Consider the following 12,813-nt stretch of genomic DNA (forward strand, 5'->3'; position numbering starts at 1 on the left):
GGGGGTCAGCGGATGTGCGCGTGCCCGTTGGACTCCACCTTGGCCCGGGCGGACTTGCCCATCGCCTTGCGGCTGCCATCGGGGAACAACCCGGTCTTCGACATCGTCAGGACCGCCGTGGCGTGAGCCGCGGCATCACCCAGCTCGTACAGAGCCTTGATGCTGAGGTTGGTGATGGTGTCGCAGGCCTGGTGGTAGCAGGCATCGAACGCATCGCCTGCGGTTCCGCCGAACGTGGCGGCCTGCTCATCGGTCTTGACACCCTCGGCACCACTGAACAGTCCGCCTGCTGGGATGCCTGCCTCGATGAATGGCCCGTAGTCGGAGCGACCGTCGAACGCCGTCGGCTCCGTGGCCAGGTGCTTGGCGTCGAAGTAGTCCGTGAAGACCTGCTCGATCTCACCGGACCCCGGAGGACCGCTCACACCGTCCTCGGACCCGTCGCCGTCGTAGACGAAGCGCGCGTAGTTGGGCGAACCCAGCATGTCGAAGTTCAAGTTGGCGTAGATCTTCGAACGCTGGCTCGTCGAGAGGGCATCGACATAGTGCGTCGAGCCCAGGAGTCCGGCCTCCTCGGCTCCCCAGAACGCGAACCGCACGGGGCGTTCGAGCTTCTTGGTGAGCTTGAGGTGAGACATCTGCTCGGCGATCTCGAGTATCGTCGCCGAGCCCGAGCCGTTGTCGTTGATGCCGGGCCCGACAGCAACGCTGTCGAGGTGGGCGCCCACGACGACGACCTGATCGGCGTTCTTGACCTTCTTGCCGGTCGCGGGAAGGTCAGCGATGACGTTCTCGGTCTCGCGGTTGAGATCAACCTCGGTCGAGGTCGTGACACGTACCGTGAACGTGCCATCGGCCAGTGCCGCGCCGTCGGCGTAGGACACACCGACCACGGGGATCGTGGCGGGCGTACCGAGCGTGCCGGTCAGCAGCTCGTCGCGCCCGGGCTGTCCCTCGTTGAAGATGATCACAGCGTCGTAGCCCGCGGCGGCAGCACTGCTCGCCTTGGTCTCGAACGTGCAGGTGCCACGCTGGATCAGCGCGACTGCCGGTTCAGTCGGTGCGGGCGTGAAGTCCGAGGCCTCGCAGCCTGAGGTGCTGCCGGGCGTGGGACTCGGCGGGATCACCAGGTCGTTCGTGGCCACGACCTGGCCCGTGACGTCACCGGAGCCGGAGTAGTCGAACGTCGCGGTCTCGATGTCGCGTTCGGTGGGCTCGAGCTGCGTCAGCGTTGCGGGCTCGAGCTCGCGGGCGAACGGGAAGGTGAACTTCTGGCGCTTCACCCGGTAGCCGGCCTGGCGCAGCTTCTTGGCCACGTAGTCGGCCGAGGCCGTGTGACCCGGCAGGCCTGAGGCCCTGTTGCCATCGTTGCGATTGGCGATGACCTGCAGCGCGCGCTCGTGCTGCAGGATGCCATTGACCGTGACAGCCTTGGTCAGCTTGCTGGTGTCGACCGGCTTCGGCTTGTGCGGCTTGGCGGTTGCTGGTGATGCAGTGACGAGGCCGGCCGCCAGGGCGACGGCAGCGATCGTCGGCAGAATTCTGCGCATGGGATCCCCCGATCCAGAGTTGGTCCACTCACAGTAGGTCGGGCCGGACGACCTGTCACGCAGTGGTTGCAGCGCGCACACGGTCGACGACTGCTGGTGGCGCGCAGGTATCGTCGTCCCGTGAGCAGATGGCGCAAGGCACAGGAACTGGCCGCTTCGCGGGGCATCGATGCCCTGCTCGTCACGCCGGGAGCGGATCTCCGCTACCTCACGGGGTATGTCGCGCTCCCGCTGGAGCGATTGACCTGCTTGGTGCTGCCCGCCCAGGGCGACCCGACGCTCGTCGTGCCTGCGCTGGAAAGATCTGCGGCGGTTGCCTCGGGCGTTGACGTGCAGATCGAGTCGTGGGGCGAGCTGGACGACCCGTTCGCGCTCGTGGCCTCGCTCGTCGGAGACGCCGCGACCGTCGGTGTCGACGACCACATGTGGGCCTCACGCGTCTTTGCGCTCCGATCTGCCCTCCCGCAGGCGCGGCAGGTGCTGGGCGGCGAGCTGGTGCAGGAGCTTCGCATCCGCAAGGAGGCCGACGAGGTCGAGGCGCTCCGGGAGGCAGGCCTCGCGATCGACCGGGTGCACTCCCGCATGGGGGAGTGGCTGCGGCACGGCCGCACCGAGCGCGAGGTGGGCGCGGACATCGCCCGCGCGATCATCGACGAAGGTCACGTGACGGTCGACTTCGTCATTGTGGGCTCGGGACCCAATGGCGCGTCGCCGCACCACGAGTTGTCCGACCGAGTCATCCAGGAGGGTGACCCCGTCGTCGTCGACATCGGCGGCACGACGTCGGCCGGCTACTGCTCGGACTCCACCCGCAACTATCTCGCCGGCGGCACGGTGCCCGGTCTGTACGCCGAGGCGTACGCGGTCCTGGAGGCGGCCCAGCAGGCGCAACGCGAGCACGCGCGGCCCGGGGTGACGGCAGCATCCGTCGACGCCGTGGGGCGTGGCATCATCGGCGACGCGGGCTACGGCGACCTGTTCATCCACCGTACGGGGCACGGCATCGGTCAGGAGACCCACGAGGAGCCCTATATCGTCGAGGGCAGCGACCTGGTGCTCGAAGAAGGCATGGCCTTCTCGATCGAGCCCGGCATCTACTTCGAGGGCCAGTTCGGCGCCCGCATCGAGGACATCGCGGTCTGCACCGCGGACGGGCTCGAGGTGCTCAACAACACCCCCCGCCAGCTCTCCGTCCTGTGACACGGGGCATCGGTGGGCGGACTGCCTGGCCGGCAGCCACCGCACTGGGAGTGCTGTCGTCGCTGGCCTTTGACCCGGTCGGACTGCCGTACGCGATGGTCGTCTCGGTCGCCGGACTGATCTGGCTGGCCCACGGGCTGCGGGACGCCCGCAAGCGGACCGTCGCTGTGACCGGGCTGCTCTACGGCCTGTCGTTCATGGGTCCGCTGATCTGGTGGATGAACGCGGTCAGCCACGGCGCCTACATCGGCCTGGTCATCGCCGAGTCGCTGTTCTTCGTGCCGATCATGCTGGCCCTTCGGGCTTCATCCCGGTTGCGGTGGTGGCCTGTGTGGGGCGCCGGAGTCTGGGTGCTCGGTGAGTGGGCCCGCGGACGGTTCCCGTTCACCGGGTTGCCCTGGGGCCGGCTGGCGCACACCTCGATCGATACTCCGTTCTCGGCGTACGTACGTCTCGTGGCGATGCCGGGCACCAGCGCCGTCCTGTTCCTCGTGGCCAGCCTGCTGGTGGTGCTGATCACCTCATCGACCTGGCGGCCACGAGGAGTGGCACTGGCCGGGATCGTGGCCGTTGCGGGCCTTGGTTCGGTCCTGCCGACCGGCATAGCCGGAGCGGACGGCACGAGGCAGGTCGCCCTTGTGCAGGGAGATGTGCCTGGCGTGTTCCTGACCTGGCCGCTCGGCGAGATATTCAAGCTGCATGCCGCCGAGACCGAGCGGCTTGCCGACCGGATCGACGCAGGCGAGGTCCCGCGGCCCGACATGGTCCTGTGGCCGGAGAACTCGACCGACACCGATCCGTCCTTCGACCTGCCGGTTCGACAGCGCATCATGCAGCTGTCCGGGCGCATCGGCGCGCCGATCCTGGTCGGTGGAATCCTGGACGGGCCCACCGTCACGACGGCGTACAACGCCGGACAGGTTTGGACCGCGGCTGGCCCGGGGGAGCGATACGTCAAGCTCAAGCCCGTGCCGTTCGGCGAGTACGTCCCGTTCCGCGACGAAGCATCCGTCGTCGTGGACCGGCTGGCCCGCGACATCCCGCGCGACATGCTGGCCGGAGATGAGCCGGGGGCTCTCCAGATCGGGGACACCCTGATCGGAGACACGATCTGTTACGACATCGCGTACGACTCCGTGATCCGGCGCGCGGTAGACGGCGGTGCACAGATGATCGTCGTGCAGACCAGCAACGCGGCCTTCACGGGCACTTCCCAGCCGTCACAGCAGTGGGACATCTCCCGGCTCCGGGCGATCGAGACCGGTCGGTGGGTCGTGGTCCCGTCGACCAACGGCATCACCGGCGTCGTCGACCCGAGTGGGCGCAGCGTGGAGCAGGCGCCGCTGCACGAACCGGCGACGGTCAACGCGCAGGTCACTCTGGCGTCGGGCACGACCCCGGCGCTCGAGATCGGGGTTCCGCTGGAGTACGCCCTGGTGATCCTCGGTCTGGGAGCATGGTGGCTCGGCACTCGACGGAAGGACCGCTGAACCCATGCGCACACTGGTCGTCATACCGACCTACAACGAGGCGCAGAACCTGGCGTGGATCGTCGAGCAGGTGCGGTTGCACCAGCCTGAGGTAGACATCTTGGTTGCCGACGATGGCTCGCCCGACGGCACCGGCGAGATTGCCGATGCATTGGCCGTGGCCCATTCCGGAGTGCATGTGATGCACCGAGGCAGCAAGCAAGGGCTGGGCTCGGCCTATCGCGCCGGCTTCGCCTGGGGCATCGAGCGCGACTACGACGTCCTGGTCGAGATGGATGCCGACGGATCGCACCGCGCTGAGGATCTCGGTCGGCTGCTCGAGGCCAGCGCCGACGGGGCGGACCTGGTGCTGGGCTCCCGGTGGGTCCCGGGCGGCGGCGTCGTCAACTGGCCCTGGTACCGACGCCTGATCTCGCGTGGCGGCACCTTCTATGCCCGACTCATGCTGGGCATCCCGATCAAGGATGCAACCGGCGGGTTCCGGGCGTTCCGGCGGGCCACCCTCGAACGTCTGCCCCTTGACGAGGTCGCCTCACAGGGCTATTGCTTCCAGATCGACATGACCCGTCGCGTGCTTGGTGCCGGCATGGCGATCGTGGAGGTCCCCATCACGTTCGTCGAGCGCGAGCGCGGCGAGTCGAAGATGAGTGCGGGAATCGTTCGCGAGGCGCTGTGGCGCGTCACGATGTGGGGACTGGCCCGGATGGTGCCCGAGCGCTTCCGCCGGATGCATGACAAAAGGACCCCGGCGTAAGCCGGGGTCCCGTCATCTAGCCGTTGGCTGCGTGAGCCTCAGGCGGTCTTCTTCGGTGCTGCCTTTTTAGCAGCGCGCTTCTTGGCCGGCCGGTGGAGGTGCGGCGGACCGATCTCTCCACCTCGCAGCAGCTCCAGGCGCTCGGTGAGGATCTCCTCGAGCTCGGCCTCGGACCTGCGCTCGAGCAGCATGTCCCAGTGCGTGCGGATCGGCTTCTCGGCCTTGCCCTCGGGCCTGACGCCGTGGGTCAGGTGACCCATCTGCCCTGTCTTGGGGTCTTCCCAGTCGAACGGGATCTCGGCCTCGTCCGCCATCGTCACAAAGAATGTGTGCCCATCCGGGCAGACATACTCGACCTGCTGACGGGGAGCCATTTCCACGCCGCGCTCGTCCTCAAAACTCTGAGTCCCGAGTCGAGCGCCTCGCAATGCACGTTCAGCCATGTGCGTCCCCTCTCGTGTCGCTTATCGGTTACAACGTAATTCACGCGTGTGAGATTCCCCTGAACGCGCATGAGTATTCGCGCGCACGGTCACACGATCGCCGGCGCCTCGTTGCCGGCCTCGATGATGCCCTGTCGGGCGTCCAACTTCCACAGCAGCCCTCCGCCGACCACGAAGAAGATGATCAGCGCCAGGATCGCCGGACGGTAGGAATCGGTCATCTGGTGCACGATGCCGAAGACCAGCGTACCGAGCCAGCTCGTCCCGCGTTCGCAGGCCTGGTAGAGGCTGAAGTACTCCGCCTCCCGACCCCGGGGAATGAGCTGGGAGAAGAATGCGCGTGACAGGGCCTGCGTGCCGCCGAGCACCAGGCCGATCGCCACCGCGAGGACCAGGAACGGCAGGATCTGCTTCTCGGGCAGGACGTAGCCGAAGCACACGACCAGGATCCAGACCCCCAGTCCGTACAGGATCGTGCGATGGCTGCCGATCCGCGCGGCAACTCGGCCGAACACCAGAGCGCCGGCGACACCCACGAACTGCACGATCAGGATCGTGGCGATCAGCGTGCTGGTGCCGAACCCAAGCTGCTTGTCGCCGTAGACCGATGCGGAGTAGATCACGGTCTGGATGCCATCGTTGTAGAACAGGTAGGCGACCAGGAACAGCAGCGTCTGGGGATAGTTGCGGAGCTCGCGGAGCGTCCGGAAGAGCTGGCCGAAGCTGCGTTGCATCAGAGTCGCGCCGTCAACCTGCACGACCCCGCGTGGCGCTCGGTCCTTGATGCCGCGATACGGGATGAAGGTGAAGTAGGCCCACCAGATCGCGGCCGACAGCAGGCTGAGCCGCACCGCCATCTCGGTCGACAGTCCGAACGGGAGGATCGTCACCAGTGCCAGGTTGATCGCCAGCAGGAGGCCGCCACCGAGATAGCCCAGTGCCCACCCGTGCGAGGAGATGCGGTCGCGCTCGTCGGGGGCGGCAACATCGATCAGGATCGCGTCATAGACCACGATCGAGGAGGCATAGAACAGGTTGGCCACGATCAGCAGACCCGCACCGAGCTGCCAGTTGGTGCCGGTCACGAAGAACATCAGCGCTGCGACGGCGGCACCACACCACGCGAGCCGTGCCATGAGGGTCTTCTTGGACTGGACCCGGTCTGCGATCGCGCCGACGATCGGCAGCACGAAGGCCGACAGGACCGTCGCGAGAGTCACGACGTAGAACACCAATGAGCCCGCTGAGACCGACAGTCCCAACACCGAGAGGTGCTCGGTGCACTTGGTCTCCTCGTCGCCGACGAAACCGCACGCAGCTCGTTCGGCAACGCTGGTCAGGTAGGGCGCGTAGAGCACCGTGCCGATCGTCGTGATGTATGCCGAGTTGGCCCAGTCGTAGAAGAACCATGCCTTCTGCTCGGGATTTGCCTTGACCTTCATGCTGGTTGCCTCCAGGAGCCACGGGCCACGAGCACGTCCTTGAGCAGGTCCGTGCGGTCGGTGATGATGCCGTCGACCCCGAGGTCGAGGAGCTCGTGCATCTGATCGGTCTCGTCGATCGTCCAGACGTGGACCTGCAGGCCCAGACCGTGCGCCTTGCTGATGAAGTGCGGCGTCACAACCCGCAGACGCCCGTGCACGGCAGGAACCTGCAGGCACACCGGGCCCGGCCCGCGTCGTAGGCGGAGCAGCGCGGACGGAAGTAGCTTGACCAGCGCGACCTCGAGGCTCGAGGCGGACGTCGCGACGCCTGGTAGTCGTCGTCGTGCCCGACGCAGTCGGCGGTGCGAGAAGGACGCCAGCAGAGTCCGGGCCGTGGCGTCGTGGGTCTCGACGACACGGCACGTCGGTTCGAGCGAGTCGTCGGACTTGATGTCGATGTTGAGTCGGGCGTCCGGGAACCTGTCGTACAGCGTGCCGAGCCGGGCGAACGGCTCACGCTGGTCGAGGCGCTGCTGGTCGAGCGACTCAGCGGTCGACAGGGCAACAACCTCCGCGGAGCCGGTCAAGCGCTCCAGCGACTCGTCATGGATCGCATAGACCACGCCATCGGACGAGGTCCGTACGTCGGTCTCGAAGTAGCGGAAGCCCATCGCGTAGGCGTCAGCGAAGGCCGCGACGGAGTTCTCGATACCGAGATTGCCGGCCGTCCCCGAGCCGCCACGGTGCGCAAGCGCGACCGGGGGAGGGGTGTCCAGGTAGGGGTGCCGTATGCCGTCAAGTCCAGCCACAACCGCACCCTACCCACGGTCCGGGTCAGACCGTGGGCGAAAGGCCATCACCGGACTGTGGTCACCGGCGAGCTGTGACCGTCGCTCTCACCAGCGGTGATGCCGGACAGCTGGATCGCGAGGATCAGCACCCCGAGGGCCAGCAGGCCCCAGCGGGGCAGCGGCTTTGCGCCGCGCATCTTGGTGAGGGCCAACACGGCGCCGATCACGATGCCGAGACCGGGTAGGACCAGGCTCCCGGCCGTCAGGGCGACCGCCCACACGGCGTACTCCCGGGGCCGCATCGTGGAGTGCTTCACCATTGCCGAGATGCTCATGATTTCCTCCCCCGAGGGCACCGCCGCCAATCGGCGATGTGAATCACGATGCAACCACCGCGCCAGACAGGCTGTCAACTGTCGACGGTCAGCTTGTACGTCAGATGTCGCGGAAGGTCTCGATCTGCGCACCGAGAGCGTTGAGGCGCTCGGCCAGGTCCTCGTAGCCGCGGTTGATGACGTAGACGCTGCGGAGCACCGAGGTGCCCTTGGCGGCGAGCATCGCGAGCAGGATCACGACCGCCGGGCGCAGTGCCGGGGGACAGATCAGCTCGGCGCCGCTCCAGTGTGTCGGGCCTTCGATCAGGACTCGGTGCGGATCGAGCAGCTTGACCTGGGCGCCGAGCTTGTTGAGCTCGGTCAGATAGATCGCGCGGTTCTCATAGACCCAGTCATGCAGCATCGTCTGGCCCTCGGCCGTCGCCGCGATGACCGCGAAGAATGGCAGGTTGTCGATGTTGAGGCCCGGGAACGGCATGGGGTGAATCTTGTCGATCGGGGCGTGCAGCGCCGAGGGGTGCGTCGTGATGTCGACAAGCCGGGTGTGGCCGTTCTCGGCTGGGTACTCGTCGGTGCGGTCGTACTCGAAGCCCATCTCCTCAAGCAGCGCGAGCTCGATCTCCATGAACTCGATCGGGACGCGGCGGACCGTGATGCTGGACTTGGTGACGATCGCTGCGGCGATCAGGCTCATCGCCTCGATGGGGTCCTCGCTGGGCGCGTACTCGACATCACAGTTGATGATCGGCGCACCCGTGACCCGGAGCGTGGTGGTGCCGATGCCCTCGATGCCGACGCCGAGCTTGACCAGAAAGAAGCACAGGTCCTGGACCATGTAGTTGGGGCTGGCGTTGCGAATCACGGTCACGCCGTCGACCCGCGCGGCCGCGAGCAGGGCGTTCTCCGTGACCGTGTCGCCGCGCTCGGTCAGCACGATCGGCCGCTCCGGTCCGACTCCGGCGGCCGTGGTCGCGTGATAGCTGCCCTCGGTCGCGACGACCTTGAGTCCGAACGGGCGGAGCGCGGTCATGTGCGGCTCAACCGTGCGGGTGCCGAGATCACAGCCACCGGCGTACGGCAGCTCGAAGTCGTCATAGCGGTGCATCAGTGGGCCAAGAAACATAATGATGCTGCGGGTGCGGCGAGCGGCATCGGCGTCCATCGCGTCCAGGTCGAGCTCGGCCGGGACGACCAGCTCAAGGTCGTTTTCGTCGTTGAGCCACGTGGCCTTGACCCCGATCGAGGTCAACACCTCGAGAAGGCGGTTGACCTCCTCAATACGGGCGACCTTGCGCAGGGTTGTGGTGCCAGCGTTGAGCAGCGACGCGCACAGCAGGGCGACGCCGGCGTTCTTGCTGGACTTGACGTCGATCGCGCCCGAGAGCTTGGTGCCGCCGGCGACCCGCAGGTGGCTGGGGCCGGAGGTGCCGACCGTCACAAGTTCCGAGTCGAGCGCGCTGCCGATGCGGGCCAACATGTCCAGCGTCAAGTTCTGCTGCCCCTTCTCGATGCGGTTGATGGCACTCTGGCTCGTCTTGAGCTCGACGGCCAGCTCGGCCTGGGTCAGGCCACTGTGCTGACGAGCGTCACGGATGAGTGCCCCGATGCGGGCCAGGTAGTCGTCACGAACAGTCATGATTTCACCTTATCTCAGATATGAGATAACTCAATTGTCGCGGTTTGCCGCCGTGACGGGTGACCCGCGAGCGGTTTCAGACCGTCATGCGATCGCCCTGGCCGAGCTTTCGGGCGTCCTCGACATCGCCGAAGTTGCCGACGTGCTGCCAGTAGATGCCGTACGCGGCCTCGGCGATCGTGCAGTCGTGGATCGGGAAGACCGTCGTCGGCGCGACCCGGCGGACGAAGTCGACCGTCTCGCTGATCTTGCCCCACGGCGCGGCAAGGGGGAGTGCGAGCACCTGCACGCCGTCGGGGACGTACTCATAGGTGTCGCCGGGGTGGAACAGCACGGGCTCACCCTCCGCGTGCAACGTCACACCGACGTTGGCGACCCGCGGCATCTCGGGCACGATGACGGCATGCTGCGCACCGACGCCTCGCACCGTGAGGCCGCTGACGATGGTTTCGAGACCGTCGGAGTTCATGGTCCACGCGCCGAAGTCGACCAGCGAAGCGGTCTCGGGATCGCACAGCAGCAGTGCGTCGGGGTTGTGCTCCACGAGCCGCGTGGCCCGCACTCGATCGAGGTGGTCGGGGTGCTGATGGGTCACGATGATCGCGTCCAGCTCGACGAGCTCGAACGTCGCATCGAGGCTGAAGGTGCCGGGATCGATCAGGATCCGGGTGTCGGCCGCTTCGACGAGGATCGCGGCGTGACCGAAACGGGTGATCTGCATGACTCCCATCTTGCACCTGCACCCAGCAGCGGGTCGATCGGCGTCGAACAACCTGCATGGGACTGACCGCCGACCTCACGGCTCTGATGATGCAGGCGACGGCACGGTTCACCGTCCAGCACGGAGCCGCGTTGCAGTACGCCGGGCAGGACCTGCCGAAGCCGGTCTCGCACCGGGTCCGGACGCGTCACGGCCGCGTCAAGGTCGACCTCTACCTGCCGCCGGCACCGGCTTCGGGAGCGGTTCCGGCGTACGTCCACCTTCATGGCGGCGGATTCATCATGCGGTATCCGCGGATGGACGACTTCTTCTGCCGCTTCGTGGTCGCCACGGTGGGAGTTGCCGTGGTGAACGTCGACTACGACGTGGCACCGCAGGCTCGCTACCCGGTCGCCCAGGAGCAGGCGCACGATGTGTTCGTCTGGCTGACCGAGCACGGATCGGACTGGGGCATCGACGGTGGGAACCTCGCGATCGGCGGATTCAGCGCGGGGGGAAACCTGGCCGCATCTGCCTGTCTGCAGATCCGGGACCGTGGCGGCATCGCTCCGCGGCTCCAGCTGCTCGGAGTGCCATCGCTCGACGTCGCCGGCGACGCTGCGGCCAAGACGTCGACCACAGCGCACCCCATGGTCGGGCCGGGACTGCTCAGGCTGGTGCGCGCGACGTACTTCAAGGACGTCGGGCGCCGCTCCGAGCCGTACGCCTCTCCGTTGCTGGCCAGCGACCTGACCGGTGTCGCGCCTGCGGTCGTCGTCACGGCAGAGCACGACTCGCTGCGGGCCGAGGGCGACGCGTACGCCGCAGCGCTCGATCGCGCGGGGCTCCTGACCGAGCACATCGTGGTGCCGGGTCGTGACCACTACTTCCTGGATCCCGACGCCCCAGCCCAGGCGCGCGACCTGATGCGCCGGATGGCCGATCGGCTCCGGGAGGCGCTGCGACCCGTCGGGTGAGTCAGCCGAGATACTTCTCCACGACGTCCGGAGTGCGCTCGGCGGCGTCATCGGGGGACTCGCCGTACTGCCGCTTCGCGCTGCGCTGGCGCAGCAGGTCCCAGGCCTGGTCCAGCTCGACCTCGAGCCGGCGGAGCCGCTCGTGCTCCTCGGACGGTTTCACCTCGTGCCGGGCCAGCCGCTCGCGCAGCGCCTTTTCCTCTGCAACGAGTGCGGAAATGTGCTCGTGGATACCCTGATCTGTCGTCATGGCAGGAGTCTACGACCGCCGAACCGGTCGGCACAGAGTCGTCTTCAGGCGCCAGGCAGCTTCGCGACATCGGGTTCGTCGGTCCCGAAGTAGCGGAACATCACAGTGTCCCGCGCGCTTGCCGCGCTGCGGTGCAGGCTCCGCTCACCCCATGCCGTTCGACCCAAAACGTGGTGACGCACGACGTTGAGCGGGACGATGCCCAGCGCGGCCCAAGGGAGCCGAACCGGCAGGCCCAGGTCACGCATGCCCTGCTTGCCGAGGAACAGCCGCAGCATGCTGAGCAGTCGCGCGCGGGTCCACGCACGACCGAGCCGGGGGAGCCGGGCGAAGTGGAGCGTGCTCTGGGCATCCAGGATGCCTCGGGCCAGCTCGGCGCCGGCCGGCGTGACATCGGCCTGCGCCAGGAGGACGTGATAGCTGAACCGGTGCTGCTCGCGCTCGGTGTCAAACAGCCAGTCCTCGTCGACGCCCATCAGCCATCCGACGTACTTCCACAGGTGCATGACCGCACGGGAGTCATCACGTGTCACCCGCACACCGAGGGCGCGGACGCCGAGCAGGAGTGCGCCGTTGAACAGGCCCAGGGTCGCGGCCTGGTCGGAGCGGTTGATCGGCAGGCCCCACGTCTGCGTGTCCCACCTGTCCTTGGCCTCGAAGTGGTGGTTGACCATCGCGTGCATCAGCCGAACGTGCACCGTGAGCGCGAAGGCCTCGCCGCCACGGCGCATCGAGTCGTGCTCGGAGACTGCGACGCCCCACTTCTGGGTCTCGCCGAGCCGGCGCATCGTGCTGTTGCCGGCCAGCGCTCCGGTCGCGATCAGCAAGTCGCTGGGGCCCCCGAATCGGTAGCCGCCGAGCAGCGACAGCTGGAGCAGGACGTCGGCGGCGTTCTTGCCGTAGCGGCGGTACGCCCTGGCTCCCCGGTTCACCAGGTCGAAGTCGACCCAGTCCGGCACGGCGTCGACCACCGCGAAGAAGTCACGCAGCGCTGGGGGAGCGCCCCCGACGGAGTCGATGCCACCCGCCAGCGCCTGCTGGAACTGACGCATCGTGGGGCTGTTGCCGTCCTTGGCGCGCATCGCCTGTACCAGCGCGGCACCCACCTCGTCACGCTGCATGAATCGGCGGCCGATCTGGTCGAGCAGGTCGTCGTCCACGGCTCCCACACGGCCGACGACCCTGAGGACCCGGCCGATCTTGGCGCCGCGCTCCTCACCGGAGCGGAAACGAGTGGGTGGTTGCAGGTCGATTGTCACGCCG

13 protein-coding genes are annotated in these 12,813 nt (G+C 67.3%); 4 read left to right on the forward strand and 9 right to left on the reverse strand.

Annotated elements, in window-relative coordinates; translation table 11 throughout:
* Nucleotides 1-5: 5 nt before the first annotated feature.
* Nucleotides 6-1,550, reverse strand: a complete 1,545-nt coding sequence (locus C6I20_RS06980) for a M28 family peptidase (RefSeq protein WP_118395296.1) — start codon at nt 1,548-1,550, stop codon at nt 6-8.
* Nucleotides 1,551-1,670: 120 nt separating this feature from the next.
* Between C6I20_RS06980 and C6I20_RS06985 the strand changes: the two genes are divergently transcribed.
* From C6I20_RS06985 to C6I20_RS06995, 3 genes are read left to right on the forward strand one after another with little or no spacing between them, the layout of a single operon-like run.
* The gene (locus C6I20_RS06985; protein WP_118395297.1) at nt 1,671-2,750 is read left to right on the forward strand and encodes a Xaa-Pro peptidase family protein; all 1,080 of its coding nucleotides are present in this window, start codon (nt 1,671-1,673) and stop codon (nt 2,748-2,750) included.
* Complete coding sequence (lnt, locus tag C6I20_RS06990) at nt 2,747-4,240, forward strand: apolipoprotein N-acyltransferase (protein ID WP_118395298.1); 1,494 nt, start codon at nt 2,747-2,749, stop codon at nt 4,238-4,240. The genes C6I20_RS06985 and lnt overlap by 4 nt, the downstream gene beginning before the upstream one ends.
* A 4-nt stretch (nt 4,241-4,244) precedes the next feature.
* Nucleotides 4,245-4,994 (forward strand): polyprenol monophosphomannose synthase, encoded by a 750-nt coding sequence (locus C6I20_RS06995; RefSeq protein ID WP_118395299.1) that lies wholly within the window; start codon nt 4,245-4,247, stop codon nt 4,992-4,994.
* A 38-nt stretch (nt 4,995-5,032) separates the two neighbouring features.
* Here the strand turns inward: C6I20_RS06995 and C6I20_RS07000 are convergent, their stop codons facing one another.
* The 6 genes from C6I20_RS07000 to C6I20_RS07025 all read right to left on the reverse strand — a co-directional run bounded on the left by C6I20_RS07000 (nt 5,033) and on the right by C6I20_RS07025 (nt 10,344).
* Nucleotides 5,033-5,437: an RNA polymerase-binding protein RbpA gene (locus C6I20_RS07000; protein ID WP_118395300.1), complete on the reverse strand. Its 405-nt coding sequence runs from the start codon at nt 5,435-5,437 to the stop codon at nt 5,033-5,035.
* 89 nt (nt 5,438-5,526) lie between these two features.
* Nucleotides 5,527-6,879, reverse strand: a complete 1,353-nt coding sequence (locus tag C6I20_RS07005) for an MFS transporter (RefSeq protein ID WP_118395301.1) — start codon at nt 6,877-6,879, stop codon at nt 5,527-5,529.
* A complete protein-coding gene (locus C6I20_RS07010) occupies nt 6,876-7,670 on the reverse strand; it encodes a glycerophosphodiester phosphodiesterase family protein (RefSeq protein ID WP_118395302.1) in 795 nt (264 codons plus the stop codon). The genes C6I20_RS07005 and C6I20_RS07010 overlap by 4 nt, the downstream gene beginning before the upstream one ends.
* Before the next feature lie 47 nt (nt 7,671-7,717).
* On the reverse strand, nt 7,718-7,987 hold the full coding sequence (locus tag C6I20_RS07015; protein ID WP_118395303.1) for a hypothetical protein: 270 nt from the start codon (nt 7,985-7,987) through the stop codon (nt 7,718-7,720).
* Between the two features lie 100 nt (nt 7,988-8,087).
* Nucleotides 8,088-9,623: a UDP-N-acetylglucosamine 1-carboxyvinyltransferase gene (locus tag C6I20_RS07020; protein WP_118395304.1), complete on the reverse strand. Its 1,536-nt coding sequence runs from the start codon at nt 9,621-9,623 to the stop codon at nt 8,088-8,090.
* Nucleotides 9,624-9,699: 76 nt separating this feature from the next.
* On the reverse strand, nt 9,700-10,344 hold the full coding sequence (locus C6I20_RS07025; RefSeq protein WP_118398696.1) for an MBL fold metallo-hydrolase: 645 nt from the start codon (nt 10,342-10,344) through the stop codon (nt 9,700-9,702).
* Nucleotides 10,345-10,400: 56 nt separating this feature from the next.
* Here C6I20_RS07025 and C6I20_RS07030 point away from each other — a divergent pair, with 56 nt between their 5' ends.
* Nucleotides 10,401-11,300, forward strand: a complete 900-nt coding sequence (locus C6I20_RS07030) for an alpha/beta hydrolase (RefSeq protein ID WP_216823012.1) — start codon at nt 10,401-10,403, stop codon at nt 11,298-11,300.
* A gap of 1 nt (nt 11,301) precedes the next feature.
* Here the strand turns inward: C6I20_RS07030 and C6I20_RS07035 are convergent, their stop codons facing one another.
* Nucleotides 11,302-11,550 (reverse strand): DUF2630 family protein, encoded by a 249-nt coding sequence (locus tag C6I20_RS07035; protein ID WP_118395305.1) that lies wholly within the window; start codon nt 11,548-11,550, stop codon nt 11,302-11,304.
* A gap of 44 nt (nt 11,551-11,594) precedes the next feature.
* Nucleotides 11,595-12,809 carry an oxygenase MpaB family protein gene (locus tag C6I20_RS07040; protein WP_118395306.1) on the reverse strand — a complete coding sequence of 405 codons (1,215 nt, stop codon included), beginning with the start codon at nt 12,807-12,809 and terminating at the stop codon, nt 11,595-11,597.
* Nucleotides 12,810-12,813 lie beyond the last annotated feature (4 nt).

This window comes from Aeromicrobium sp. A1-2 (assembly GCF_003443875.1).
Classification (GTDB): domain Bacteria; phylum Actinomycetota; class Actinomycetes; order Propionibacteriales; family Nocardioidaceae; genus Aeromicrobium.

Excerpts from the sequence above, each read along its gene's own strand:
- C6I20_RS07020 (WP_118395304.1), bottom strand. The coding sequence starts at position 9,623 with ATGACTGTTCGTGACGACTACCTGGCCCGCATCGGGGCACTCATCCGT.
- C6I20_RS07015 (WP_118395303.1), bottom strand. The coding sequence starts at position 7,987 with ATGAGCATCTCGGCAATGGTGAAGCACTCCACGATGCGGCCCCGGGAG.
- C6I20_RS06995 (WP_118395299.1), top strand. The coding sequence starts at position 4,245 with ATGCGCACACTGGTCGTCATACCGACCTACAACGAGGCGCAGAACCTG.
- C6I20_RS07025 (WP_118398696.1), bottom strand. The coding sequence starts at position 10,344 with ATGCAGATCACCCGTTTCGGTCACGCCGCGATCCTCGTCGAAGCGGCC.
- C6I20_RS07005 (WP_118395301.1), bottom strand. The coding sequence starts at position 6,879 with ATGAAGGTCAAGGCAAATCCCGAGCAGAAGGCATGGTTCTTCTACGAC.
- C6I20_RS07035 (WP_118395305.1), bottom strand. The coding sequence starts at position 11,550 with ATGACGACAGATCAGGGTATCCACGAGCACATTTCCGCACTCGTTGCA.
- C6I20_RS07030 (WP_216823012.1), top strand. The coding sequence starts at position 10,401 with ATGGGACTGACCGCCGACCTCACGGCTCTGATGATGCAGGCGACGGCA.
- C6I20_RS07000 (WP_118395300.1), bottom strand. The coding sequence starts at position 5,437 with ATGGCTGAACGTGCATTGCGAGGCGCTCGACTCGGGACTCAGAGTTTT.
- C6I20_RS06980 (WP_118395296.1), bottom strand. The coding sequence starts at position 1,550 with ATGCGCAGAATTCTGCCGACGATCGCTGCCGTCGCCCTGGCGGCCGGC.